The organism is Actinomadura darangshiensis, assembly GCF_004349235.1.
In the GTDB taxonomy this organism is placed as follows: domain Bacteria; phylum Actinomycetota; class Actinomycetes; order Streptosporangiales; family Streptosporangiaceae; genus Spirillospora; species Spirillospora darangshiensis.
In genome coordinates, this window is the sequence record NZ_SMKY01000006.1 from 1 (window position 1) to 23,344 (window position 23,344).

Annotated in this window: 22 protein-coding genes; 4 read left to right on the forward strand and 18 right to left on the reverse strand. The window is 71.9% G+C overall.

Going from position 1 to position 23,344, the window contains the following annotated elements; translation table 11 throughout:
• Window positions 1-1,569, forward strand: a 1,569-nt coding sequence (locus E1293_RS47240; protein ID WP_165978047.1) for a Coagulation factor 5/8 type domain-containing protein, incomplete at its 5' end; no start/stop codon positions are given.
• On the opposite strand, the gene E1293_RS02400 is transcribed toward E1293_RS47240, so the two are convergent.
• From E1293_RS02400 to E1293_RS02475, 16 genes are all read right to left on the reverse strand, one after another.
• On the reverse strand, window positions 1,566-2,345 hold the full coding sequence (locus E1293_RS02400) for an SDR family NAD(P)-dependent oxidoreductase (protein ID WP_243715965.1): 780 nt from the start codon (window positions 2,343-2,345) through the stop codon (window positions 1,566-1,568). The two genes, E1293_RS47240 and E1293_RS02400, sit on opposite strands and share 4 nt — an antisense overlap.
• A 66-nt stretch (window positions 2,346-2,411) precedes the next feature.
• Complete coding sequence (locus tag E1293_RS02405; protein WP_132193296.1) at window positions 2,412-3,041, reverse strand: GmrSD restriction endonuclease domain-containing protein; 630 nt, start codon at window positions 3,039-3,041, stop codon at window positions 2,412-2,414.
• A gap of 296 nt (window positions 3,042-3,337) precedes the next feature.
• A complete protein-coding gene (locus tag E1293_RS02410) occupies window positions 3,338-4,126 on the reverse strand; it encodes a MaoC/PaaZ C-terminal domain-containing protein (RefSeq protein WP_132193298.1) in 789 nt (262 codons plus the stop codon).
• Window positions 4,123-5,298, reverse strand: a complete 1,176-nt coding sequence (locus E1293_RS02415; protein WP_132193300.1) for a lipid-transfer protein — start codon at window positions 5,296-5,298, stop codon at window positions 4,123-4,125. The genes E1293_RS02410 and E1293_RS02415 overlap by 4 nt, the downstream gene beginning before the upstream one ends.
• Window positions 5,295-5,711, reverse strand: coding sequence for a MaoC family dehydratase (locus tag E1293_RS02420; RefSeq protein WP_132193302.1), 417 nt, complete (start codon window positions 5,709-5,711; stop codon window positions 5,295-5,297). Before E1293_RS02420 ends, E1293_RS02415 begins: the two co-directional genes overlap by 4 nt.
• Window positions 5,708-6,769: an acyl-CoA dehydrogenase family protein gene (locus E1293_RS02425; RefSeq protein ID WP_132193304.1), complete on the reverse strand. Its 1,062-nt coding sequence runs from the start codon at window positions 6,767-6,769 to the stop codon at window positions 5,708-5,710. Before E1293_RS02425 ends, E1293_RS02420 begins: the two co-directional genes overlap by 4 nt.
• A complete protein-coding gene (locus E1293_RS02430) occupies window positions 6,769-7,701 on the reverse strand; it encodes a bifunctional MaoC family dehydratase N-terminal/OB-fold nucleic acid binding domain-containing protein (protein ID WP_132193306.1) in 933 nt (310 codons plus the stop codon). The genes E1293_RS02425 and E1293_RS02430 overlap by 1 nt, the downstream gene beginning before the upstream one ends.
• On the reverse strand, window positions 7,698-8,861 hold the full coding sequence (locus E1293_RS02435; RefSeq protein WP_132193308.1) for an acyl-CoA dehydrogenase family protein: 1,164 nt from the start codon (window positions 8,859-8,861) through the stop codon (window positions 7,698-7,700). Before E1293_RS02435 ends, E1293_RS02430 begins: the two co-directional genes overlap by 4 nt.
• 16 nt (window positions 8,862-8,877) lie before the next feature.
• Window positions 8,878-10,533 carry a steroid-22-oyl-CoA synthetase gene (gene casI, locus E1293_RS02440; protein WP_132193310.1) on the reverse strand — a complete coding sequence of 552 codons (1,656 nt, stop codon included), beginning with the start codon at window positions 10,531-10,533 and terminating at the stop codon, window positions 8,878-8,880.
• Complete coding sequence (locus E1293_RS02445) at window positions 10,526-11,725, reverse strand: NADH:flavin oxidoreductase (RefSeq protein ID WP_132193312.1); 1,200 nt, start codon at window positions 11,723-11,725, stop codon at window positions 10,526-10,528. Before E1293_RS02445 ends, casI begins: the two co-directional genes overlap by 8 nt.
• A gap of 73 nt (window positions 11,726-11,798) precedes the next feature.
• On the reverse strand, window positions 11,799-12,149 hold the full coding sequence (locus tag E1293_RS02450; RefSeq protein WP_132193314.1) for a hypothetical protein: 351 nt from the start codon (window positions 12,147-12,149) through the stop codon (window positions 11,799-11,801).
• 6 nt (window positions 12,150-12,155) lie between these two features.
• Complete coding sequence (locus E1293_RS02455) at window positions 12,156-12,866, reverse strand: ABC transporter ATP-binding protein (RefSeq protein ID WP_132193316.1); 711 nt, start codon at window positions 12,864-12,866, stop codon at window positions 12,156-12,158.
• Window positions 12,859-13,596, reverse strand: coding sequence for an ABC transporter ATP-binding protein (locus tag E1293_RS02460; RefSeq protein ID WP_132193318.1), 738 nt, complete (start codon window positions 13,594-13,596; stop codon window positions 12,859-12,861). Before E1293_RS02460 ends, E1293_RS02455 begins: the two co-directional genes overlap by 8 nt.
• On the reverse strand, window positions 13,583-15,811 hold the full coding sequence (locus tag E1293_RS02465; RefSeq protein ID WP_132193320.1) for a branched-chain amino acid ABC transporter permease: 2,229 nt from the start codon (window positions 15,809-15,811) through the stop codon (window positions 13,583-13,585). The genes E1293_RS02460 and E1293_RS02465 overlap by 14 nt, the downstream gene beginning before the upstream one ends.
• The gene (locus E1293_RS02470; RefSeq protein ID WP_132193322.1) at window positions 15,808-17,223 is read right to left on the reverse strand and encodes an ABC transporter substrate-binding protein; all 1,416 of its coding nucleotides are present in this window, start codon (window positions 17,221-17,223) and stop codon (window positions 15,808-15,810) included. The genes E1293_RS02465 and E1293_RS02470 overlap by 4 nt, the downstream gene beginning before the upstream one ends.
• Window positions 17,224-17,314: 91 nt before the next feature.
• Window positions 17,315-18,076: an SDR family NAD(P)-dependent oxidoreductase gene (locus E1293_RS02475; RefSeq protein WP_132193324.1), complete on the reverse strand. Its 762-nt coding sequence runs from the start codon at window positions 18,074-18,076 to the stop codon at window positions 17,315-17,317.
• Between the two features lie 247 nt (window positions 18,077-18,323).
• Between E1293_RS02475 and casG the strand changes: the two genes are divergently transcribed.
• A complete protein-coding gene (casG, locus tag E1293_RS02480) occupies window positions 18,324-19,925 on the forward strand; it encodes a steroid-24-oyl-CoA synthetase (RefSeq protein WP_207938633.1) in 1,602 nt (533 codons plus the stop codon).
• A gap of 1 nt (window position 19,926) precedes the next feature.
• Here the strand turns inward: casG and E1293_RS02485 are convergent, their stop codons facing one another.
• Window positions 19,927-20,835, reverse strand: coding sequence for a LysR family transcriptional regulator (locus E1293_RS02485; RefSeq protein WP_132193328.1), 909 nt, complete (start codon window positions 20,833-20,835; stop codon window positions 19,927-19,929).
• A gap of 71 nt (window positions 20,836-20,906) precedes the next feature.
• Between E1293_RS02485 and E1293_RS02490 the strand changes: the two genes are divergently transcribed.
• Complete coding sequence (locus tag E1293_RS02490; protein WP_132193330.1) at window positions 20,907-21,932, forward strand: YeiH family protein; 1,026 nt, start codon at window positions 20,907-20,909, stop codon at window positions 21,930-21,932.
• Between the two features lie 14 nt (window positions 21,933-21,946).
• Window positions 21,947-22,459 (forward strand): DUF6624 domain-containing protein, encoded by a 513-nt coding sequence (locus tag E1293_RS02495; RefSeq protein ID WP_132193332.1) that lies wholly within the window; start codon window positions 21,947-21,949, stop codon window positions 22,457-22,459.
• Window positions 22,460-22,464: 5 nt separating this feature from the next.
• On the opposite strand, the gene E1293_RS02500 is transcribed toward E1293_RS02495, so the two are convergent.
• Window positions 22,465-23,259, reverse strand: coding sequence for an SDR family oxidoreductase (locus E1293_RS02500; RefSeq protein ID WP_132193334.1), 795 nt, complete (start codon window positions 23,257-23,259; stop codon window positions 22,465-22,467).
• Window positions 23,260-23,344 lie beyond the last annotated feature (85 nt).

The following is a 23,344-nucleotide window of genomic DNA, read 5'->3' on the forward strand; positions in this document are numbered from 1 at the left end:
ACGCTGATCGCCGCGCTGCTCCTCGCCTTCCATCCCGCCCCGCCCGCGCACGCCGCCGCTCCCGCACGCGCCGCCGGCGGCGAGGTGCGCGGTTACATCGACGCCCACAGCCACCTGATGTCGTACGAGGCGTTCGGCGGCGCGCTGATGTGCGGCAAGCCGTTCGACCCGCGCGGCATCCAGGAGGCGCTGCGCGACTGCCCCGACCACGCCGGGAACGGGGCGTTCGCCTGGTTCGAGAACTTCACCAGGCACGGCACGCCGTTCGGCACGCACGACCCCACCGGCTGGCCGACGTTCAAGGACTGGCCCGCCTGGGACTCCCGCACCCACCAGCAGGCGTACTACACGTGGCTGGAACGCTCCTGGCGGGCGGGTCAGCGCGTCCTCGTCAACCACCTGGTCGCCAACCGCCAGCTCTGCGACCTGTATCCGCTCAAGCGCAACAAGTGCGACGAGATGGCCGTCATCCGGCTTGAGGCGCAGCGCATGCGCGAGCTGGAGTCCTACATCGACGCGCAGAACGGCGGCCAGGGCAAGGGCTGGTTCCGCATCGTGCGCGGCCCGGACCAGGCGCGCCAGGTCATCCAGGACGGGAAGCTCGCCGTCGTCCTCGGCATCGAGACGTCCGAGCCGTTCGGCTGCCGGATCATCGGCGGCGTCCCGCAGTGCACCCGCGCGGACATCGACCGGGGCCTGGACGAGGCGAAGGACCTCGGCGTCTCCTCCATGTTCCTGTGCCACAAGTTCGACAACGCGCTGTGCGGCGTCCGGTACGACGGCGGCACCACCGGGGCCATCGTCAACGTGGGCAACTTCCTCGCCACCGGCCGCTTCTGGCAGGCCGAGACGTGCACCGGCCCGATCCACGACAACACCATCGCGTCGGCGGGCACCGTCAACGACGACGTGCAGGAGATCCTGCGCTACCTCGGAAAGGCGGGCATCACGCTGCCGCTGTATCCGGCGGCACCGCACTGCAACATCAACGGCCTGACCGACCTCGGGAAGTACATGCTGCAGGGCATGATGAAGCGGCACATGATCGTCGAGATCGACCACATGAGCGCCAAGGCCGCCGGCGAGACGCTGGACGTCCTGGAAGGCGCCCGCTACTCGGGCGTCATCTCGTCCCACAGCTGGACCGACGAGCACTACATGGGCCGCATCTACGGGCTCGGCGGAATGGCCACCGGTTACGGCAACGCCGCCGACCAGTTCGCGGCGGAATGGAAGCGCAAGAAGGAATCCCGCGACCCCCGCTACACCTTCGGCTACGGCTACGGGCTGGACGTCAACGGCATGGGCGCGCTGCCGCCACCGCGCGCGGACGCCTCCAAGACCCCACTGCGCTACCCGTACACGTCCCCGATCAACGGGGTGACGCTCGACCGGCTGCGCACCGGCGAGCGCACCTGGGACCTCAACACCGACGGCGTCGCCAACTACGGTCTCGTTCCCGACTGGATCACCGACATGCGCAACTTCGGCGGCCAGGAGATCATCGACGACATGGCCCGCGGCGCCGAGGCCTACCTGGAGATGTGGGGGCGCACCGAGGCGGACTAGCCCTCTTTGAGCAGTCTCGCCGCGTCGTCCCAGAGCGTGCGTGCGAGCGTCGCGTCCAGGGCCTTGCGCTTGAGGGGCCTCTCCTTGGAGACGTGGAAGTACCGGCCCGTCCCGTCCGCCGTCAGCAGGTCGGCGACGGGGCGGGCGGCCTTCCCCGCGGGCTTCAGCGTCCACTTGGCGGCCTTCATCACGCGCCCGAACAGCCCGTCCCCGACGGTGAGGTCGGTCCGCAGCACGCCCGGATGCACCGCGTCGATCGTCACGCCGGTGTCCCGCCATCGCTCGGCGAACAGCGGGACCATCAGCAGGTTCGCCAGCTTGGTGTCGGCGTACGTCCGCACGTTGTGGAAGTCGCGGCCCGTGGGCGTGCGGCCGGGGTCGACCCGTCCCCGGACGTAGAGGGCGGCGCTGACCTGCACCACCCGCCGCAGCCGCGCCTCCAGCAGCCGGTTCAGCAGGAACGGCGCGAGATGGTTGGTGAAGAACGCCTGCTCGTATCCGTCCTCGTTGAGCGCGAGCCGGCCGGGCCAGAGCGCCGCGTTGTGGACGAGCACGTCGGTCTCCGGGATCTCGCCCGCCAGGGCCCGCACCGTCCGGACGGACGACAGGTCGCCCACCACCAGATCGGCGCCGATCTCCGCCGCGGCCGCCGCGCCCGCGTCCGGCCGCCGCGCCACGATCGTCACCCGGTGCCCGCGCCGGACGGCCTCCGCGGCGACCTCCCGGCCCACACCGCGGTTCCCGCCGGTGACGACGACCCTCAAGCGTTCACTCACGCCACCGCACCCTAACAAGCGTCGCGCGGCACGGGTCGACCCGTGCCGCGCGACGAGGTGATCAGCTCAGCACGTGCCGAGCCACGTGGTGAGCGCGCTCTTCTCGGCGCTGTCGACGGTGAGGTCGTAGGACCACTTCACCTGGATCCACGCGCGCGCGTAGGTGCAGCGGAAGGAGCTGGTCGGCGGTGACCACTCCGCGGGGTCCTGGTCGCTCTTGGACTGGTTGACGTTGTCGGTCACGGCCCACAGCTGGGGCTGGTCGAGCTCGTTGGCGAAGTCCTGGCGGTGGGCCGTCGTCCACGACCAGGCACCGGACGCCCACGCCTCGGCGAGCGGCACCATGTGGTCGATGTCGAGGTCGGACGCCTGGGTCCAGGTGCCGCCATCGTAGGGCGAGGTCCAGTTGCCGGACGTCGGGTAGCAGGACGAGTCGGTGGTGATGTTCGTGCCGTCCCGCTTGAGCACGGTCTCGCGGGTGTTGCAGGCGCCGTCGATCGTGATCCAGTGCGGGAACAGGTCGCGGTCGTAGGTGTCGCCGTGCGATTCGGCGGCGACGGTGAGTTCGCCCAGGCGGGTCGTCGCCGTGGCGGCGGACGGGATGTTGGGCGGGGTCGCGGACGCGGGAGCGTCCATCACCCCGATGAGCGCCGCGCCCAGGGCGGCCGGAAGCAGGAACGACAGAACACGTCGCATGGGGGGAGCCCTTCCGCAGCCGTTCCCGGCCGGGGCGGGGGGCGTCCCGAGGGGGATCGGGAACGGCGACACTGCGACGGTGACATTCTCGGCAAATGCGGGAAAACGTCACGCATTGCCCAGCCGCGGCCGCCCCCTTGGTCGGAAGCTGCCGTCAACTCCTCCGGCTCATGCCCGTGACCTGCGAGATCGCGGTCGGTGCCGCATCCGGTACGAGGGCGGTACGGCCGGTGAAGACTCCCTTAACGCACCGGTCCCACGGCTGCGGGACCGGTGCGGGCGGCCGGCGGACCGGCTCAGGCGAAGCGGGCGCGGGCGGCGGAGATGACCGTGCGGTCGTCCACTGCGGCCTCGAACAGGGTCGCGGGGGCGTCCTTCCAGGTGTCGACGCGCAGTTCGTCGCCTGGGAAGACCGGGGCGGCGAAGCGGCCTTCCAGTTCGGTTAGGTCGGCCGGGTGGGCGCCTTGGGACGACGCCAGGGGCAGTGTGATCGCGGCCAGGGTGCACAGGCCGTGCATGATGGGGCGCGGCATTCCGGCCGTCTTCGCCGCCTCCGGGTCGATGTGCAGGTGGTGGCGGTCGCCCAGCAGGCGGTAGAGGGCCGCCTGGTCGGGGGACGTCTGGACGGTCAGGGAACCGTCCGGCTCCCGATCGGGATGGCGGCGGGCGGACGGGCCCCGGTCGCCGCCGAAGCCGCCGCGCCCTGGGGCGAACAACGACCAGGTGGCCTCGAAGTAGTCGCTTTCCACGGCCACCTCGAAGACGGCGGCCGAGCCCTTGTCCCAGACCTCTGCCACGTGGGCCTTCATCTCTACGGAGCCTGAGCGCGGTAGCGGTTTCAGGGCGCGCAGCCGCTGCATGCCGTGGAGGGTGGTTCGCGCGTCGAACGCGCCCGCCGAGGCGAGAGCGTCCGGGGCCCATTGCGCGAGGGTCAGGGCGAAGGTCGGGAGGACGCGGAGGCGCTCCTCGAAGACCAGGTCCAGGTCGGAGGCGCCCGCACCCACCGCCAGCGCGTACAGGATGGGTTGGGTGTCTTCGTAGGTGACGGTCTTGGTGCCGAGGTCCCGGCCACGCCATTCGCTCACGCGTCCGCCCCCAGGACCAGGCCGCTGGTCGGGACGCCGGTCCCGGCGGTGACCAGCACGTTGTGGACGTCGCCCGGCTGGTTCGCGGACGTGCCCCGGACGAGCCGGACGCCCTCCGCGATGCCGTTCATGCCATGGATGTACGCCTCGCCGAGCTGGCCGCCATGGGTGTTGAACGGCAGCCGCCCGCCGGCCTCCAGGTTGCCTTCCGCGACGAAGTCCTTGGCCTCGCCCTTGGCGCAGAAGCCCAGCTCTTCGAGCTGCGGCAGGACGAGCGGGGTGAAGTGGTCGTAGAGGATCGCGGCCTGGACGTCGGACGGGGTGAGGCGCGACTGGGCGTAGAGCTGCCGTCCCACGAGGCCCATCTCCGGGATGCCGGTGATCTCGGAGCGGTAGTAGCTCGTCATCATGTGCTGGTCGTTGCCCGAGCCCTGGGCGGCCCCCCAGACCAGGGCCGGCCGGTGCGGAAGGTCGCGGGCACGCTCCGCGGAGACGACGACGAGGGCCTGGCCGCCGTCGCTCTCCTGGCAGCAGTCGAGGAGGCGGAGCGGCTCGGCGATCCAGCGGGACGCCTGGTGGTCGGCCAGGGTGATCGGCCGTTCGTAGAACCACGCGGCCGGGTTCTTGGCGGCGTGCTTGCGGTCGACGACGGCGACGCGGCCGAAGTCCTCGCTGGTCGCGCCGTACTCGTACATGTAGCGCTGCGCGAACATCGCGACCCACTGGGCTGGGGTCGACAGCCCGAACGGGTTCATCCACGCGTAGGCGGCGCCGTCGGCGCTGACGTCCGCCGGCCGGTCGGCCTGGCCGAGGCCGTACCGGGTGCCGGACCGCTCGTTGAACGCGCGGTAGCAGACGACGACGTCGGCGACGCCGGTCGCGACGGCCATCGCCGCCTGCTGGACGGTGCCGCACGCGGCGCCGCCGCCGTAGCCGATCCGGGAGAAGAACTTCAGCTCGCCGATGCCGAGGTTCCGGGCGATGTGGATCTCGGAGTTGGTGTCGGCGGTGAACGTCACCATGCCGTCCACGTCGGACGGCTGGAGCCCCGCGTCGGTGATCGCGGCGAGGACCGCCTCGCAGGCGAGCCGCAGCTCGCTGCGGCCCGACTCCTTGGAGAACTCGGTGGCGCCGATCCCGGCGATCGCGGCCGCCCCTGGCAGGACGCTCATGCACCGCTCCCTTGCAGTTGGACGACGACGGTGCCGGTCACGTGCGGGCCTATGGCGTTCGTGCCGCGCACCTTGATCTCGACGCGGCCCCCGTCGTCCTTGGCCGAGACCGTGCCGGTCAGCAGCATCGTGTCGCCGGGGTAGTTCGGCGCGCCGAGGCGGATCCTGATGGCCTTCACCACGGCGGCGGGCCCGGCCCACTGCGTCACGTACCGGTCGACGAGCCCGTTCGTCGTGAGGATGTTCATGAAGACGTCCTTGGAACCGCGCTCGACCGCGAGCGACGGGTCGTGGTGGACGTCCTGGTAGTCGCGGCTCGCGAGCGCGGTCGCGACGATCATCGTGCGGGTCAGCGGGATGCTCAGCTCGGGGAGCTCCTCCCCCACCGAGACGTCCTCGAAGCTCCTGCTCACAGGGCGGCTCCCAGCAGGTCGAGGTCGGCGGACGCGCCGCCGAGCGTCCCGGAGATCTGCTTGCCCCACAGGAAGTGGCGGTGCACCGGGTAGTCGACGTCCACGCCGATGCCGCCGTGCAGGTGCTGGACGCGGTGGACGACGTTCAGCCCGCCCTCGTCCGACCACCACTTGGCGACCAGGACGGCGGTTTCGGCGTCCTCCCCGGCGGCGACCAGCGAGACCGCGTGCCAGAGGCAGACGCGGAGCGCGTCGATCTCGATGTAGCAGTCGGCGAGGTTGTGCTGCACGGCCTGGAAGGTGGCGAGCGGACGGCCGAACTGCTCGCGTCCCGTCAGGTAGTCGGCGGCCAGGCGCAGCGCGCCGTCGGCCACGCCGACCTGGACGGCGGCCAGCGAGACCCGGGCCAGCTCCAGGACCGTCTCCAACGCACCCGGATCGAGGGCCTGGGCCGGTGCGCCGTCGAGCGTGAGGTGCCCGGCGACGTCCCGGCTCGTGGTCTCGGCACGCTCCCAGGATCCGGCGGACGTCTCGACCAGGAACAGGCCCGCGCCTTCCGGCGAGGAGGCCGAGACCAGGACATGACGAGTGCCGAACGGCGTGGGGACGGCGGCCTTCGTGCCGGTCAGCAGCCACGTGTCCCCGTCGCGGACGGCGGCGCAACGCGGCGACGCCGGGTCGGACGGCCCGAACTCCTCAAGCGCGACCGTCAGCCGGGTAGAACCGTCCACAACGGAAGGCAGTACCTCTGTCGAACCGTGTGAGGCGAGCGTGAGAGCGGCGACGACCGACGGCCAGATCGGGACCGGCGCGACGACCCGCCCCTGCTTCTCCAGCAGGACGGCCAGTCCGGCGACGCCCAGTCCGGCTCCGCCGACCGCCTCGGGCAGCGCGACGCCGAGCAGGCCCGTGTCGCCCAGCTCCGCCCACAGGGCCTCGTCGAAGCCCTGCCCGGATTCCTCGGCGGCCTTGATCCGCTCCTGCGTGGCCCGGTCGGTGAAGATCTGCCGCGCGAGGTCCCTGACCGCCTCAAGCTCTTCGCCAAGCGTGAAGTCCATCAGCGCTCCTTGTTCTCGGCCGGGCGGAAGACCGGTAGGGAGAGGTCGGGGTCCGGGTCGATCCAGTCGACGACGACGGCCATGCCGATCTCGACGTCCTGCGGCGCGACCCCGGTCATGTTCGTGATCAGCCGGGTGCCCTCGGTCAGCTCGACCACCGCGACGACCAGCGGATAGTCGAAGGCCGGGTGGCGCGGGTGGTGGTTGACGACGTAGCTGTAGACGTGGCCCTCGCCCTGCGCCTCGACGGTGTCCCAGTCGAACGAGCCGCACTGCGGGCAGCACGGGCCGGGCGGGTGCCGCAGCGACTTGCAGTCGGCGCAGCGCTGGATGACCAGCTTGTGCTCGCGCGCCGCCTCGAACCAGAAGGCGTTGTCGGAGTTGATCGCGGGCCGCGGGCGCAGCGGCTTCGGCTCGGCCTTGTCCTCCGGGCGGAAGCGCAGGAGGCGCCAGCGCTGCGTGGCGACGACCTCGCCGGACGCGTCCCGGTACGTCTTGACCGTGCTGACGAAGCGTCCTGCGCCGAGCGCGGTGTTCTTCTCCGGGGAGATCGAGTCGACGGTCTCCTCGACGCTGACGCGGTCGCCGGGCACCAGCTCGCGGTGGAACTCGAACTCGGAGTCGGTGGCGACGACGGAGGTGTAGCCGCCCTCGGCGAGCAGGTCGGTCAGCTCGTCCGGGCCCGCCGGGTCTTCTCGGACGGACGCCGCGTAGCCGCGCATCGTCCACGCCTGGATCATCGACGCGGGCGCCACGACGCCTTCGCGTCCGGTGGCGCGGGCGGCGGCCTCGTCCAGGTAGACGGGGTTGCCGTCCTCCATCGCCTCGACCCAGTGCCGGATCATGGGGACGTTCACGGGGTCCTGCCCGGTGCGCACCGTGCCGACCGGCCGCCCGACCCAGGCCTGGAGCCGCTCCTCGTATTCGCTCATGACCGCCTCGACCTCGGCAGACCCAGTCCCTGGACGGCGACCATGTCGCGCAGCACCTCGTTGACGCCGCCGCCGAACGTGTTGACGATGCCCTGCCGGGACAGCTGCTCGATCTGCCCGTACAGCACCGCACCCGGCGATTCGGGGCGGATCCGCCCGGCCGCCCCCAGCACGCCGGTCAGCGTCCGCTGGACGTCGATGTGCGTCTCCGTCCCGTAGGACTTGGCGGCTCCGGCCTGCGCGCCGGTCAGCGTGCCCGCCTCGACGGCCATCGTCATCTTCCAGTTCATCAGCCGCATCGCTTCGAGCTTGGCGTGCGTGCGGGCGAGGTCCGCGCGCACCCAGGGCAGGTCGATGGCGCCGTTCTCGCGGGCCCAGTCGCGGACGTCCTCCCAGAGCCGGATCATCCGGCCGCCGAGCGCGGCGAGCCCGATGCGCTCGTGGTTGAGCTGCGTGGTGATCAGGCGCCAGCCGCCGTCGACGTCCCCGACGACCGAGGACGCGGGCACCCGGACGCCGTTGTAGTACGTCGCCGTGACGATCATCCCGCCGACGGTCTGGATCGGGCTCCAGGAGAACCCGTCCGCGTCGGTCGGGACGGTCAGGATCGAGATGCCGTTGTGCTTGGGGGCATCCGGGTCCGTCCGGGCGGCGAGCCAGATGTGGTCGGCGGTGTTGGCGCCGCTGGTGAAGACCTTGCTGCCGTCGACGACGAAGTGGTCCCCGTCGCGGACGGCCTTGGTGCGCAGCGAGGCGAGGTCGGTGCCGGCGTCGGGCTCGGTGTACCCGATCGCGAAGACGATGTCGCCCGACAGGATTCCGGGCAGGAAGCGCTTCTTCTGCTCGTCCGTCCCGAACCGCATCAGCGTCGGGCCGACCGTGTTGACCGTGACGAACGGGAACGGCAGCCCGGCCCGCTGCACCTCGTCGAAGAACACGTACTGCTCGGCGACGGACTTGCCCTGCCCGCCGAACTCCGCCGGCCAGCCGTAGCCGAGCCAGCCGTCGTTGCCGAGCATCTTGACGATCTCGCGGAAGCGGTCGCCGCCGACGCCCTGCTCGCCGGCGCGGCGCCGCACGTCCGCGGGCAGCAGGCCCGCGAAGTACGCCCTCAGTTCCGCGCGCAGTTCGCGGTGCGCCTCGGACTCACGCAGATCCATACCTGCCCTTTCTCGGTTACGGGAGGAAGCGCCGGCGGCCCGCGGCGACGAACTCCTCCCGGAGCGCCGCCTTGTCCGCCTCGGTCATCGGGACGTAGTCGGGCGCGCCCCGGCCGGTCCACCGGAAGACCGGGTCGTCGGTGCGCCAGCCGTCGAGCTGCAGTTCCTTCTTCTTGAGCTTCCCCGAGCCGGTGGTCGGCAACGCGTGCGAGACGCGCACGAACCGCGGCGCGCCCTTGGTGCCGAGGTCGTCCTGGCCGGCGAGGAACGCCGGGAGGTCCAGGTCCTCGAACCCGACGCCGGGCGGGACCTCGACCGCCGCCATCACCTGGTCGCCGGAGCGCGGGTCGGGGACGCCGAACGCGACCGCGTCCACGATCTTCGGGTGCCGCCGGACGACGTTCTGGGTGAGCAGCGCGGAGATGTTCTCCGAGTCGACCCGGATCCAGTCGCCGGACCGCCCGCCGAAGTACAGGAAGCCGTCGCCGTCGATGTAGCCGAGGTCGCCCGTCCAGTACCAGCCGTGCCGGACGCGCTCCGCGTCCGCCTCGGGGTTGTTGTAGTAGCCCTCGAACTTGGCGGCGCCGTGCACGTCGACGATCTCGCCGACGGCGGCCTCGGCGTTGGTGACGCGGCCGTGCTCGTCCAGGACCGCGGGCGCGCAGGTCTCGCGCGTCTCCGGGTGGACGATCCGGACGCCGTCGTGGGCGGGGCGACCGAACGCGGTCGGCGGCGTCTCCGGCACCCGCTTGATCATCCCGGCGCTCTCGCTGGACCCGTAGCCCTCGACGAGCTTCGCGCCGAAGCGGCGCAGGAATTCGGCCTTGTCCTCGGGGGACGCCTCCGTCCCGAATCCGTGCGTGAGGGTGTTGTCGCCGTCGTCCGGCAGCTCGGGTGTGGCGAGGACGTAGCCGATCGCCTTCCCGACGTAGGTGAAGAACGTCGCGCCGTAGTACCGGACGTCCGGCAGGAACCCGGACGCGGAGAACCTCCGCCCGAGGACGACGGCCGCGCCGGCCGCGAGCGACGGCGCCCACAGCGCCATCAGCGCGTTGCCGTGGAACAGCGGCATCGAGCAGTAGCTGATGTCGTCGCGCTTGATGTCGTACTTGGCGCTGTTGTTGCGGCCCAGCTCGGCGAGGCGGCCCTGCGAGCAGCGCGCCGCCTTCGACGCCCCGGTCGTCCCGGACGTGAACAGCAGCAGGATCTGCGTCAGCGGGGTGACCGACTCGTCTGGCGCGGGCTCGCAGGCGTGGGCCGCGACTCTCGCCTCGTAGCCGTCGTCGTCGATCAGGAGGAAGCGGTCGCGCGGGACGCCGATGTCGAGGCCGTCCAGCAGCTTCAGCCCGTCCCGGTCGGTGACGAGAAGCTGGAGGTCGGTGTGCCGGACCTCCTGCTCCAGGTAGGTACCGGTCCGGGTCGCGTTGATGCCGACGATCGTCGCGCCGCTGAGCGCCGCCGCCCCGAGCCACAGGATGTACTCGGGGACGTTCTCCAGCAGTACGCCGATGTGGAACGGCCCGTCCCGCCGCAGGTCGCGGGCCAGCGAAGCCCGCGCCGCGCTCTCCCGGACGACCTCGTCCCACGTCCACGTGCGCTCGCGGCTGCGCAGGCCCGGCCGGTCGTCGCCCAGCCGCGCCAGCAGCAGCGCCGCGATCGTCTCGTCACGCACGCGCGGCACCCCAGGCCGGCTCGGTGGACAGGACGCAGTGGGTGCCGCCGTAGATCGCGGTCATGCACTTGTTGCAGTGGATGCACAGCGACTCGGTGGCGGGCTCGTCCTTGATCCGGTTGATCAGGTCGGGCTCGCGCAGCAGGGCGCGGGCCATCGCGACGAACTGGAAGCCCTCCGCCATGGCGGTGTCCATGCCGGCCTTGTCGGTGACGCCGCCGAGCAGGATCATCGGCAGCTTCACCGCGGCGCGGATCTGCCGGGCGTCCTTCAGCAGGTAGAGGTCCTCGTAGGGGTAGGACTTCAGGAAGTGCTTGCCGACGAGCTTGATCCCGAGCTTGGTCGGCTGCTTCATGACGGCCGCGAACTCCCGCAGCGGCGCGTCGCCCTTGAACAGGTACATGGGGTTGAGCAGGGAGCTGCCGGCGGTCATCTGGAGGGCGTCGACCGAGCCGTCGGCCTCCAGCCAGCGGGCGACCTGGATGGCCTCATCGACCCAGAAGCCGCCGGGCACGCCGTCGTCCATGTTGAGCTTCGCGGTGACCGCGATGCGGTCGCCGACGGCGTCGCGGACGGCGCGGCCGATGTCGCGCGCCAGCCGGGCACGGTTCTCCAGCGACCCGCCGTACTCGTCCTTGCGGTGGTTGACCTTGGGGCTGAGGAACGAGCTGGTCAGGTAGTTGTGCCCCATGTGGATCTCGATCGAGTCGAAACCGGCGTCGATCGCCATCCTGCCCGCGCGGGCGTGCTCCTCGACGACGCGCGCCAGGTCCGCCTGCGTGACGGCCTTGGTGAAGGTCTGCGTGGTCAGGTGGAAGTGGCGGCTGGGCGCGAGCGCGGGCAGCTTGTTGCTCTTGGGGTTGGCGACCGGTCCGGCGTGCCCGATCTGCGCCTGGGCGGCGGCTCCCTCGGCGTGCACGGCGTCGGTCAGCTTCCGCAGGCCGGGCATCGCCTCGTCCCGCCAGTAGATCTGCCTGCGGTCGGTGCGCCCCTCCGGCGCGACCGCGCAGTACGCGACGGTCGTCATCCCGACACCGCCGCGGGCGTGGCGGACATGGAAGTCGATCAGCGCGTCGGTGACCTGGCCGTCCTTCGTCAGCCCCTCGTAGGTCGCCGCCTTGACGATGCGGTTCCGCAGCGTGACCGGCCCCAGCTTCCCCGGGGCGAACACGTCGGGCGTCGGGTCGTTCATGAGAAATCCTCCATCCGGACGAACGCTAATCAGCGGGACGCCCGAACACTCCGGACATCCCGCTGACCGGGAGTCAACGGGACTTCAGGGCTTCGGCCAACTGGTCTGCCTGCGACTGGTGCTCCATCAGCTGGCGTAGGAGCCATAGGCGGAGGACTCTCGTTATCGCGGCCGTCAGGTACACCGCCGCGCCTAGGACCGTCACCGCCAGGAAGCCGACGGCGAGGGTCTGGAGCGAGCCGACGTCCCGCATGTCGTCCTTGGTGAGCGAGATGTTGTAGGCGATGAAGGTGCCGACGACGCCGACGACCATGGCCAGGGCCCCGGCGATGCGGAACACGCCGTCGAAGCGGGACTGGCCGGTCCTGAGCTTCTGCCGCGCCACGTCGTCCTTGAACCGCCGGCGCCGTTCCTCAGTGAGCATGTCGGGTCAACCTCCCAGGTAGTCGCTGGACAGCCGGTCTTCGATCTCGGCGGGCGGGCCGGCCGCCACCACGCGCCCGTTCAGCATCAGCGCGGCGGTGTCGGCGATCGGCAGGACGGCGCGGGCGAACTGCTCCGCGACCAGCACCGACAGGCCGCCCTGGACCAGCTCGGCGACCGTCTCGTACATCTTGGTGACGATCATGGGCGCGAGGCCCATGGACAGCTCGTCGAGCAGCAGCACCGCCGGGTCCGTGCCGAGCGCGCGCGACAGCGCGAGCATCTGCTGCTCGCCGCCGGACATCGATCCGGCGAGCTGGTGGCGGCGTTCGCCGAGGACGGGGAAGCGGGCGTACGCCTTCTCCTCCAGGTCGGCGAGGCGGGCGCCGGTCCCGGTGGCGGCCCACAGGTTCTCCCGCACCGTCAGGTTGGGGAAGATCCCGCGGCCCTCGGGGATGGAGCACACGCCGAGGCGGGCCGCGTCCTGCGCGGAGACGCCGTTCACCTTGCGTCCGGCGTAGCGCAGCTCGCCGCCGGCCAGCGGGTGCAGGCCCGCGCAGACCCGCATCGCGGTCGACTTCCCGCCGCCGTTCGGGCCGAGCAGCGCCAGCAGCGACCCCGGCCGCAGCGCCAGGTCGACGCCGTGCAGGACCTCGATGGCGCCGTAGCCCGCGCGGACCCCCTCCAGTTCCAGGAGCGGGGCGGCCTCCTCAGCCATGGGACGCCTCCTCGGTGCCGATGTAGGCGGCGATGACCTCCGGCGACTCCTTGATCTCCCGCGGGGTGCCGGACGCGATGAGCGCGCCGTAGTCGAGGACGTGGATCGTGGCGCACAGCCGCATGACCAGCGGCAGGTCGTGCTCGACGAGGCAGACCGCGAGGCCCTCGGCGGCCAGGCCGGTGAGCATCCCGGCGAACGCCTCCGTCTCGCGCTCGGTCTGGCCGGACGCGGGCTCGTCCAGCAGCAGGACGCGCGGTGAGGTCATCAGCGCGCGTGCCACCTCCACGACGCGGGCCCGCCCGATCGGGATGTCGGACACGTCGCGGCCGGCGATGTCGGTGAGCCCGGTGCGTTCGAGGACCTTGTCGGTCTCCTCGTCCAGGTCGAACCGCTTGCGGGTGCCGCTGCGGAGGATGTCGCCGGCGACGCGGACGTTGTCGCGCACTGACAGCGACAGGAACAGCTCCAGGCGCTGGAACGTCCGCGCCATGCCGCGCCGCGCGCGCTTGGCCGGGGACAGTTTGGTGATGTCGTCCCCGTCCAGCAGCACCTGGCCCGACGCGGGCTTCTGCAGGCCGGTGATGGTGTTGAACATCGTGGTCTTGCCGGCGCCGTTCGGGCCGATCAGCCCGGTGATCCGCCCTTCGTCGACGGTGAGGCCGACGTCGTCGACGGCGGTGTTGCCGCCGAACCGGACGGTGATGGCCTTCGTCTCAAGCAGTGACACGGGCCCCTCCCTTCTCCAAGGCGGCGGTCAGGCCGAGTTCGCGGTCGAGGCGCGCGCGCAGCTCGTCGGTGTAGGGCTCGTCCACGCCGGCCAGTTCCAGCGGCACCGGACGGGTCCGCCGTTCCGCCAGGTAGCTGCGGCCGACGACGGGCAGCAGCATCGCCGCGCACAGGGCGATGAGCGCGAACGTCCAGGTGCCGATCACATCGGTGAGCGCGAGGACGTAAAGGACCGCGCCGAGCGCGCCCGCCCCGTACAGGACGGGCTTGGCGTCCCGCATGGCCCGGTAGCCGTCGATGATGTCGTGCACGAATCCGCTCGGGTTCCGGCCGACGCCCATGCCGACCAGCGCCGTCCCGACGAGGACGAGGTGGCCGAGCGCCGTGTAGATCGTGGCCATGCCCTCGTTCGCCAGCGCCAGGTCGCCGAACGTCGAGACGAGGACGGCCGAGCCGACGCCCGCCATCAGCCCGCCGACCAGGGCGCCGCTGAGGTACCCGATGCCGGCGACCACGACGAGCATCAGCAGCGCGAGGCTGCCGGTGAACGAGAAGTTCTCCTGCGCGACGGTCCCGGTCGCGGACGACATCAGCACGCCGCCGAGCCCGGCGATCGCCGCGGAGATCATGAAGACGCTCAGCTTCAGCCGGACGAGGTTCTGCCCGAGCATCGCCGACGCAGCCGGGCTGTCCTTCATCGCCGCGAGCCGCCGCCCGTACCCGCCGTTGCGGAGCGCGGCCAGCCCGACCGCGATCAGCGCGAACAGGACGGTGGCGGTCATCAGGAACGTGGTCCCGTCCCGCAGATCGAGGGGGCCGACCTTGAGCGGCGGGACGACGAGCGAGCCATCCGGGAACAGGGTGAACGTCGTCCCGAACAGGTGGTGCTCGGTGGTGTCGCGCAGCACCATGTTCGACAGGAACTCGCCGAACGCCATCGTCGCGAGTGCCAGGTAGAGGCCGCGGAGCCGCAGCGCGGGCAGCGCGACCAGGCCGCCGACCAGTGCCGCCGCGACCACCGCCAGCAGCACCCCCTGGATGTTCATCCGGGCGGCGAGCCCGGTGCCCTCCACGCCGAAGTGGAACGCCACGACGGTCGCGACCGCCCCGAACGCCAGCGGCGCGAGGTTCAGCTCGCCCGCGTAGCCGGTCAGGACCGTCAGCGACAGCGCGATGATCGCGAACGTCATGCCGAGCGCGAACGTGGTGACGCCCGACTCCGGCAGCAGCAGGCTGTAGAGGTAGACGGCCGCGACCAGCGCGGCCGCCCACACCGCCGCGGCCCGGACGGCCGGCACCCGGTACCGCTCGCGGGTCCGGACCGCGGCCCCGCGCAGCCGGTCCTGGGGCAGCACCACCAGGACCGTGAACAGGATGATCATCGGCAGCGAGACGCGCAGGTTGCCGGTGAACGTGCCCGCCGACGGCAGGTAGGCGAGCACGTAGTTGGCGGCCAGGCCGAGCACCATCGCGCCGGCGAAGGTGCGGGGTATGCTGCGCAGCCGGCCGAACATCGCCGCCGCGAACGCGTCGATCACCAGCAGGGTCAGCGCGTTCGCGTCCAGCCCGCCGCCGCTGATCGGCACGATCAGCACCCCGGCGAGGACGGCGAGCGTCGAGCCGAGCGCCCACGACAGCATCGCGGCGCGCTCGGGGTCGTGGCCGTTGCGCCGCAGCAGGTCGGGGTCGTCGACGGAGCCGCGCATCACCACGCCCGTCCGGCTGCGGGTGAACAGCACCCGCAGCCCGGCGGCGATCGCGACGGCGGCGGCCAGGCAGACGATCTCGTGGTACCGGACGACCACGCCGCCCACCGTGATCTTCGCGCCGGCACCGAAGAACATGCCGACGGTGTGGGCCTCGTCCGGGTTCCAGATCCACTGCGCCAGGTAGACGGTCCCGAGCAGCACCGCCACCGTCACGATGATCTTCGTGACGTCGGCGGTGCCGCGCAGGCCCCGCATGATGACGGCGTGCAGGGCGGCGCCCATCGCCGGGCCGGCGAGCCCCACCACGACGATCAGCGCGAGCCACACCGGCCAGCCCCACCGCTCGGTGACGTGCCAGTACAGGAACGTTCCGAACATGGCCTGGGCGCCGTGGGCGAAGTTGAAGATGCCCGAGGTGTTGTAGGTCAGCACGAGCCCGGAGGCCGCGATGGAGTACACCGAGCCCAGGACCAGCCCCAGGATCGTGTATGTGAGGAACGTGCTCATGAGGACTGGGGCTTGATCACGTCGCCGGTCAGGAACTTCGTCGAGATCCGGTCGCCGTTGAGCTCCGCCCCCCACGTCTTCGGATCGGTCTTGACGACGAAGTCGCCGCCGCACTCGAACTCGCCCGTGTCCTTCGGGTAGACCTGCTGGTACTCGGTCTTGTTCAGCTTGACCATGAGCGAGCACGACGCCGGCTTGTTGCCGCCCGGGTCGGTCGGCGCGTGCAGGCCGCCGCCCGTCCACTCGTGCACCTTGGAAAGCTCGTTCACGACGCACTGGCGGGTCAGGTCCGAACCGCACTTCTGCGCGGACTGCGCCCACAGCAGGAACGACGAGGCGGCCTGCATGCCGAGCAGTGCGACCTTGCCCTTCTTGGCGTTGACGAGGTCCATGTACTGCTTCACCGCGGGGACCTCGCCGGCGTTCTCGAACGGCTGGAAGATCATGCCGACGTGCAGGCCGTCACCGGCCCCCGAGGTGTTCCACTTGGAGACGAGCGTGCTGTACCAGGTCGCCTCGAAGACGTATTTGGGGTGCGCGCCGGCGCGTTCGATCGACTCCAGCAGGCTGAACTGCCCGGGGTCGGGCGAGTCGGACGACCACAGGTAGCCCGCCCCGCACTTCTTGATCTTCTCGGCGAACGGCATGTAGCTGCTCTCGCCCTTGTCGTTCAGCCGGACGCCGCAGTCCAGCGGCTTGATCCCGATCTCCTTCATGGCGCCCGCGACCTTGCTGGTGCCGGTGCTGACGGCCGGGGACGTGGACAGCAGCAGGTCCGTCCTGTCCTTGAAGTCGGGGAACAGCTTCTCGGCGATGCGGAGCCCGCCGATGTTCAGCATGTCCACCGGGTACGGGACGGCCTCGTACTTCATCGGGCCCATCGCCGCGTTCGGGCCGACGGTGAAGCCGGCGACGGTCGGCAGCTTGCAGCCCACCCGGTACTGCTCGGCGGCCTCGTCCATCGCGAAGCCCTGCCCGACGAGCATGAAGTCCTGCTTGCAGGACTCCTGCACGACCTTCGCGGCCTGCATGTAGGCGGCGTCGTACTGGTTGCCCTTGATCTTGCGCCCGTTGATGCCGCCCTGCCCGTTGCACCAGTCGATCATGGCGCCGACGGCGTCGCCCATCTCCTTGGACAGGCCGGGCGCGGAGGTGAAGCCGCGGTCGTCGCCGTAGCCGATGGTGACGGCGCCGTCGGTGACGCCCTGGTCGGTCTTGCCCTTGGCGTCGCCGGGGCCGCACGGGGACGGCAGCGTCCCGAACGTCTTGGCGCCCGTGCTCGAACCGCTGCCGCCCGAGCCGCCCCCTGCGGACAGCCCGTCGGTGCCGGAACGGTCGCTGGCACAGGACGCGGTCGCGAGCGCGACCGCCAAGGCGCCCGCTGCGAGGCGTCCGATCTTGTCGACCTTCATTGCGGACGTACTCCTTTCACCCGCCGCGCATGCGGCAGGTGGGGTGGGTGAAGCGGCGGGGAGCGCGTGTGCGGGCGGACGGGCGGGCCGGTCAGCCGAAGTTGGCCTGGCCGCCGTCCAGCGGGATCGTCGCCCCGGTGAGGTAGCGCATGGCGGGCTGGACGAGCGCCGCCACGGCCCTGCCGATGTCGTCCTCGCAGTCGCCGATGTAGCCGAGCGGGATCGTCCGGCGGAACTCCTCGGCCGCCTCGGGGTTGTTCTCCGCCCACCACTTCAGCCCGGGTGAGAGGGCGTGCGGGGCGATGTTGTTGGCGCGGATGCCGTCCGGGCCCCACTCGGCGGCGGCCGTCCGGGTCAGCGACCGGAGGGCCTGCTTGGCGGCCGCGTAGGCGCCGTAGGTGGCCGGGTCCCAGCGCACCATCGCGGACGTGACGAGGTTGACGATGCTGCCGCCGCCGCGCGCCTTCATGTGCGGATGGCACGCCCTCATGAACGCGAACGCCGCGAACGGGCCGCTCACGAACCCCTTCTGGAACTTGGCGTCGCTCATCTCCAGCAGCGGGCCGTAGGAGCCCGAGTAGGCGTTGTTGACGAGGACGTCGATGCCGCCGAACGTCTCGGCGACCCGGTCCACCAGGGCGGGGATCGCCTCGGTGTCGGCCACGTCGCAGACGAAGGGCTCCGCCTTCGCGCCGCGCGCCCGGATCAGCTCGCACGTCGCCTCGAGCTTGGCCTCCGTCCGGCCGAGCACGGCGACCGCCGCGCCCTCCGACGCCAGGGCGAGCGCAATGCCCTGCCCGACGCCCTGTCCCGCTCCGGTCACGATCGCGACCTTGCCGCTGAGGCTTCCCATTGCCACTCCCGCTCAGTCCTGCTTCGCGCCGGGCCCGGCCGGCCGGGCTCACGCCTGGTCGTTCCGGGTCCGTCAGTCCTGGTGCAGGTCATCGTGAGGTGACCCGGCACACGTGATACGCCCAGTCCCGCTCACTGGGAATGACCTCGGGACGGGCCGCTTCGCGCCGTCCCGCTCAGCGGAATGCCCTGGTGAAGCCCGTAAGCGGCGGCCGACAATGAGCCCTGCGGCGAGGAGAAGGGGTCCCATGGAGATCGTCCGGAAGCTGACCGGTCCCGGCGGCGAGTTCGAGCTGCGCGAGGAGGACGTGCTCGGCGCGCGGCTGCCCGTGTTCGCGAACCGCGCCCGCAACCTCGGTGAGGTGCTCACCCGGTCGGCGTCCTTCGGCGACCGGGACTACCTCGTCACCGCGTCCCGCCGGGTGAGCTTCGCCGAGCACGCCGCCGCGGTCGCGTCGATGGCGAGGGCGCTGCGCGACGACCTCGGCGTGCAACCCGGCGACCGCATCGCGATCGACGCCGCGAACGGCCCCGAGTGGATCGTCTCGTTCTGGGCCACGATCGCCGCCGGCGGCGTCGCGGTCGGCTACAACGCCTGGTGGGCGCCCCGCGAGATCGAGTACGCGCTCGGGCACACCGACCCGAAGGTCGTCATCGCCGACGAGAAGCGGGCCGCGCTGATCTCCGAGGACGTGCTGACGGTCGAGAAGGACGTCCCGTCGCTGATGGCCCGCTACCCGGACGCCGTCCTCGACGTCCCGGACGCCGCCGAGGACGACCCGGCGGTCATCCTCTACACGAGCGGCACGTCCGGCCGTCCCAAGGGGGCCGTGCACTCGCACCGGAACCTGACCTCGGTGGTCGAGTACCACCGGTTCAACGACGCGCTGATGCGCGAGTTCGGCGACGACCCGTCCGCGCGCCGCTACCTGCTGGCGCTGCCGCTGTTCCACATCGCCTGCCTGCACAACCTGGCCGTGCCGCGGCTCGCGACCGGCACCGCCGTGATCATGCACGAGGGCGGCTTCGACGTGGACCGGGTCCTCGGGCTGATCGAGAAGGAGCGGGTGACGAACTGGGGCGCCGTCCCGACGATGGCGAACCGGATGATCGAGCACGGCGACCTGTCGAAGTACGACGTCTCCTCGCTGTCGGCGTTCTCGCTGGCCACGGCGCCGTCCTCGCCCGCGTTCAAGGCGCGGCTCCAGGCGGTGTTCCCGCCGGCGAAGGGCGGCGTCGTCGACAGCTACGGGCTCACCGAGTCGTGCACCGGCATCTCCACCGCCACCCCTGCCGACCTCGCGGAGGCGCCCGGGACGCTCGGCCGCCCGACGATCGGCGTCCAGCTGGAGATCCGCGACCCGGACAACCGGGCGGTCGCGGACGGAGTCGAGGGCGAGGTCTGCGTCCGCAGCGCCTACAACATGACCGGCTACTGGCGCGACCCGGAGGCCACCGCCCGCACCTTCGACGCGGACCGCTGGATGCACACCGGCGACATCGGCATGGTCGAGGACGGCCGGCTGCGGCTCACCACCCGCCGCTCCGACCTGATCATCCGCGGCGGCGAGAACGTCTACCCGGCGGAGATCGAGAACGTCCTCGCCGAGTTCCCGGGGCTGCGCGAGTGCATCGTCATCGGCGTCCCGCACCCCGACCTCGGCCAGGAGGTCGCGGCGGTGACGGTCTTCGCCGGCTCCACGCCCTCCACCGACGACCTGGCGGCCTTCGCGCGCGAGCGGCTCGCCTACTTCAAGGTCCCGTCCCGCTGGCACATCACGACCGACCCCCTCCCCCGCAACGCCACCGGCAAGGTCCTCCGCAAACAGATCGAAACCGACATCGCCTGACCTACTTCTGGCGGTCGGTGCGGCTGGCGCAGGTCAGGAGGGCGGCGGCGGGGCCGGACGGCGTCGTGCCGGTCCGCCAGACGGCGCGCAGCGACCGCTCCAGCGTCACGCCGCCGACGGGGATCTCGGCGAGCGTCCCGGTCGCCAGGTCGGCGGCCACGACGAGCTCGCTGATCAGCGCCGGGCCCGCGCCCGCGACGACCGCGCTGCGCACGGCCGTGCTGGAGCCGAGCTCCAGCAGCGGCGGGACGAGGTCCACGCCGTGCGCGGCCATCGCCTGCGCGGCGGCCTCCCGGGTGCCCGACCCCGCCTCCCGGCTGATCAGCGGGGTGGCGGCGACCTCGGCGGGCGGGACGGGACGCTTGCGGCGCGCCCAGCGGTGGCCGGGCGGCGCGACCAGGACGAGGCGGTCCCGCGCGACGGTCCGCGACCGCAGGCCGGGCGGGCGGCCCGGCGACTCGATGAAGCCGATGTCGACCTCGCCGTCCCGCGCGAGGTCGCAGACGTGCGCCGAGTTCCGCACCTGCATGCCGACGTGCAGGTCGGGGTCGCCGCGGCGCAGTTCCCCGATCCAGGCGGGCAGCAGGTACTCGGCGATGGTGAGGCTGGCGGCGACGGTGAGGTTGCCGGTGCGCTCGCGGCGGAGCGCCTCGACGCCGTCGGACAGCGCGTTCAGGGCGTCCAGGACCCGCTGCGCCCACCCGGTCACCAGCGTCCCGGCCGGGGTGAGGGACGAGCCGCGGCGGGTGCGTTCGACGAGGCGGACCCCGAGCCGCCGTTCCAGCCGGGACAGCCGCTTGCTCGCCGACGGCTGGCTGATCCGCAGCTCCCCGGCGGCGGCCGTCAGGCTGCCCCGCTCGGCGACCAGGACGAGCAGCCGCAGCGAGTCGACATCGGGTGGGGCGGTCATTCCCCCAGGCTATGACGTGAGGCCAAAACGGCTGGTACCGGGACCGAGCGCCACGCGGAAGCCTCGTACGCATGAGCACGCTGGAGAAGGTCCGCCCGCCTCGAACAAGATCACCGCAGTCCGGGCCGCACATCTGGCCCGGCATCGCGGTGGCGGCGGGCGGCGCGGCCGTGGCGATGGGGACCAACCGGCTCGTCCCCGCGCTGAGCGCCCTGACCGTCGCGGTGCTCCTCGGCGTCCTGGTCGGCGGGGCGCTGCCCGCGGCGGCGTCGCACGGCCTCCAGTGGGCGACCCGCGCGTTCCTGCGCGCGGGCGTGGTGCTGCTCGGCCTCCAGCTCAGCCTGGGCGAGGTGCTGCACCTCGGCCCCGGCATGCTCGCCGTCGTGACGGTCACCGTCCTCACCGGTTTCACCGGGACGCTCGCCCTCGCCCGGCTGCTCGGCGTCTCGCGCGGCCTCGGGCTCATGGTCGCCACCGGGTTCTCGATCTGCGGGGCGTCCGCGATCGTCGCGATGGACAGCGTCGCCCGCAGCAAGAAGGAGGACGTCGCGACCGCCGTGACCCTGGTGACGATCTACGGCGGCGCCGCCATCGCCGTCGTCCCGTTCCTCGGCACCCGCGTGTTCGGGCTGGATCCCGAGACGCTCGGCATGTGGGCCGGGCTGAGCGTCCACGAGGTCGCGCAGGTCGTCGCGGCCGCCTCCCCCGCCGGTGCGGCGGCCGTCGGCACGGCCGTGATCGTGAAGCTGACCCGGGTGGTGCTGCTCGCGCCCATGGTGGCCGGGATGGGCGTCGTCGAACGGAAGGCGGGCGGCGCCGCCGGCGGGAAGCGCCCGCCGATCGTGCCGCTCTTCGTCGCCGGCTTCCTCGTGATGCTCCTGCTGCGCAGCGCGGACGTCGTGCCCGGCCCCGTCCTGACCGGCGCGAAGGAGCTCTCGACGGTGCTGCTGGCGGCGGCGATGTTCGGGCTGGGGACGTCCGTCCGCATCCGGTCGCTCCTGCGGACGGGACGGCGCGGCCTCCTCCTCGGCGCCCTCTCGACCCTCCTGGTCGGCACCGTCTCCCTCCTCGCGCTCACCGTCCTCGGCCACCACTGAGCGATAGTGATGCCATGGAGGAACTGCGGGCCGAGCTGTTACGGCGACTGGAACGCGACCAGCGGATCCGCACGGCGGCCGCGGAGACCGGCCGGCTGACACTGCGGCAGGGCCTGCACGCTCTGTGGATCGACCGCCGCAACACGACGTGGCTCGCCCGCGTCGTCCGCCGGCACGGCTGGCCCGGCATCGCCGCGGTCGGACCGGAGGCGGCGCACGCGGCCTGGCTGCTCGCCCAGCACGCCGACCGGCGGCCGGACGTCCAGCGCGCCTTCCTGGCGCTGCTGCGCGAGGCGGTCGAGTCCGGGGACGCCGCGCGCAAGGACCTCGCCTACCTGGAGGACCGCGTCCGGGTCAACGCCGGCCGCCCGCAACTGTACGGAACGCAGTACGGGGGGTTCGGCGCGGCCTACGGCCCCCAGCCCATCGAAGACCCGGACACCCTGGACGCCCGCCGCGCCGAAGCCGGCCTCCAGCCCATGGCCGACTACGACGCCGAGATCCGCCGCGCCGGCCGATCCGGCTGACCCGGTCAGCGGGCCGCCAGCCGCGGGGACGGGTCGGTCTTGCCCAGGCGCTCGGCCAGGAAGTCCTCCCAGGTTCGGGTGCCGTGGTCGGCGCCCTCCAGAGTCATGTTGTCGCCGGCGCGGTAGGCCCGGCCGGCCTTCCCGGGGATGCGGACCGGCATCTTCGGGCGGCGCTTGCCGCGCGCCTCCAGGTAGCCGCCGGCGAGTTCGCGCATCCCGTAGACCTTGGGCCCGGCCAGGTCGGGGACGCGTCCGGCCGGCTCCCCGAGCGCCAGCTGCACGAGCCGCTCGGCGACCTCGCGGGCGTCGACCGGCTGGAACCGGAGCCCGCCCGGGATCGGCACGACCGGCATCTTCGCCATGGCCTGCACCGTCTTCAGCACCAGGTCATGGAACTGGGCGGCGCGCAGGATCGTGTACGGGACCCCCGAGTCGATCAGGGCCTGCTCCGCCGCCACCTGCGTCCTGAGCCAGGCGAGCGGCACCCGGTCGGCCCCGATGACCGAGATCAGCACCACATGCCGCACGCCCGCCTTCTGCACCGCCCGCATCAGGTTCCGCGCGACCTCGTCGTCGCCCTTGTTGGCGCCCGCGAGGTGCAGGACGGTCTCGACGCCGTCCATCGCGGCGTCGACCCCCTCGTCCTTGAGCAGGTCACCGGTCACGTACTCGACGCCCGCCGCGGGCTCGCGCCTGCTCCGGCTGAGCACCCGCACGTCCCGTCCCGCGTCCCGCAGAAGCGGGACGACGTGCCGTCCAAGCGTCCCCGTACCCCCGGTGACCAGAATCCGCGCCGCCATTGTTCCTCCGTCTCAGCTGATCTCGCTTTCACCCCTCACGACGGGACCGGCCTCCGAGAACGTGACATCGGCGCCCGGGACGCCG

Coding starts and splice junctions, on each gene's coding strand:
- E1293_RS02405 (WP_132193296.1), bottom strand. CDS start 3,041: ATGCGACGTGTTCTGTCGTTCCTGCTTCCGGCCGCCCTGGGCGCGGCG.
- E1293_RS02415 (WP_132193300.1), bottom strand. CDS start 5,298: ATGAGCGTCCTGCCAGGGGCGGCCGCGATCGCCGGGATCGGCGCCACC.
- E1293_RS02425 (WP_132193304.1), bottom strand. CDS start 6,769: ATGGACTTCACGCTTGGCGAAGAGCTTGAGGCGGTCAGGGACCTCGCG.
- E1293_RS02430 (WP_132193306.1), bottom strand. CDS start 7,701: ATGAGCGAATACGAGGAGCGGCTCCAGGCCTGGGTCGGGCGGCCGGTC.
- E1293_RS02435 (WP_132193308.1), bottom strand. CDS start 8,861: ATGGATCTGCGTGAGTCCGAGGCGCACCGCGAACTGCGCGCGGAACTG.
- E1293_RS02445 (WP_132193312.1), bottom strand. CDS start 11,725: ATGAACGACCCGACGCCCGACGTGTTCGCCCCGGGGAAGCTGGGGCCG.
- E1293_RS02450 (WP_132193314.1), bottom strand. CDS start 12,149: ATGCTCACTGAGGAACGGCGCCGGCGGTTCAAGGACGACGTGGCGCGG.
- E1293_RS02455 (WP_132193316.1), bottom strand. CDS start 12,866: ATGGCTGAGGAGGCCGCCCCGCTCCTGGAACTGGAGGGGGTCCGCGCG.
- E1293_RS02465 (WP_132193320.1), bottom strand. CDS start 15,811: ATGAGCACGTTCCTCACATACACGATCCTGGGGCTGGTCCTGGGCTCG.
- E1293_RS02470 (WP_132193322.1), bottom strand. CDS start 17,223: ATGAAGGTCGACAAGATCGGACGCCTCGCAGCGGGCGCCTTGGCGGTC.
- E1293_RS02475 (WP_132193324.1), bottom strand. CDS start 18,076: ATGGGAAGCCTCAGCGGCAAGGTCGCGATCGTGACCGGAGCGGGACAG.
- casG (WP_207938633.1), top strand. CDS start 18,324: ATGGAGATCGTCCGGAAGCTGACCGGTCCCGGCGGCGAGTTCGAGCTG.
- E1293_RS02485 (WP_132193328.1), bottom strand. CDS start 20,835: ATGACCGCCCCACCCGATGTCGACTCGCTGCGGCTGCTCGTCCTGGTC.
- E1293_RS02490 (WP_132193330.1), top strand. CDS start 20,907: ATGAGCACGCTGGAGAAGGTCCGCCCGCCTCGAACAAGATCACCGCAG.
- E1293_RS02495 (WP_132193332.1), top strand. CDS start 21,947: ATGGAGGAACTGCGGGCCGAGCTGTTACGGCGACTGGAACGCGACCAG.
- E1293_RS02500 (WP_132193334.1), bottom strand. CDS start 23,259: ATGGCGGCGCGGATTCTGGTCACCGGGGGTACGGGGACGCTTGGACGG.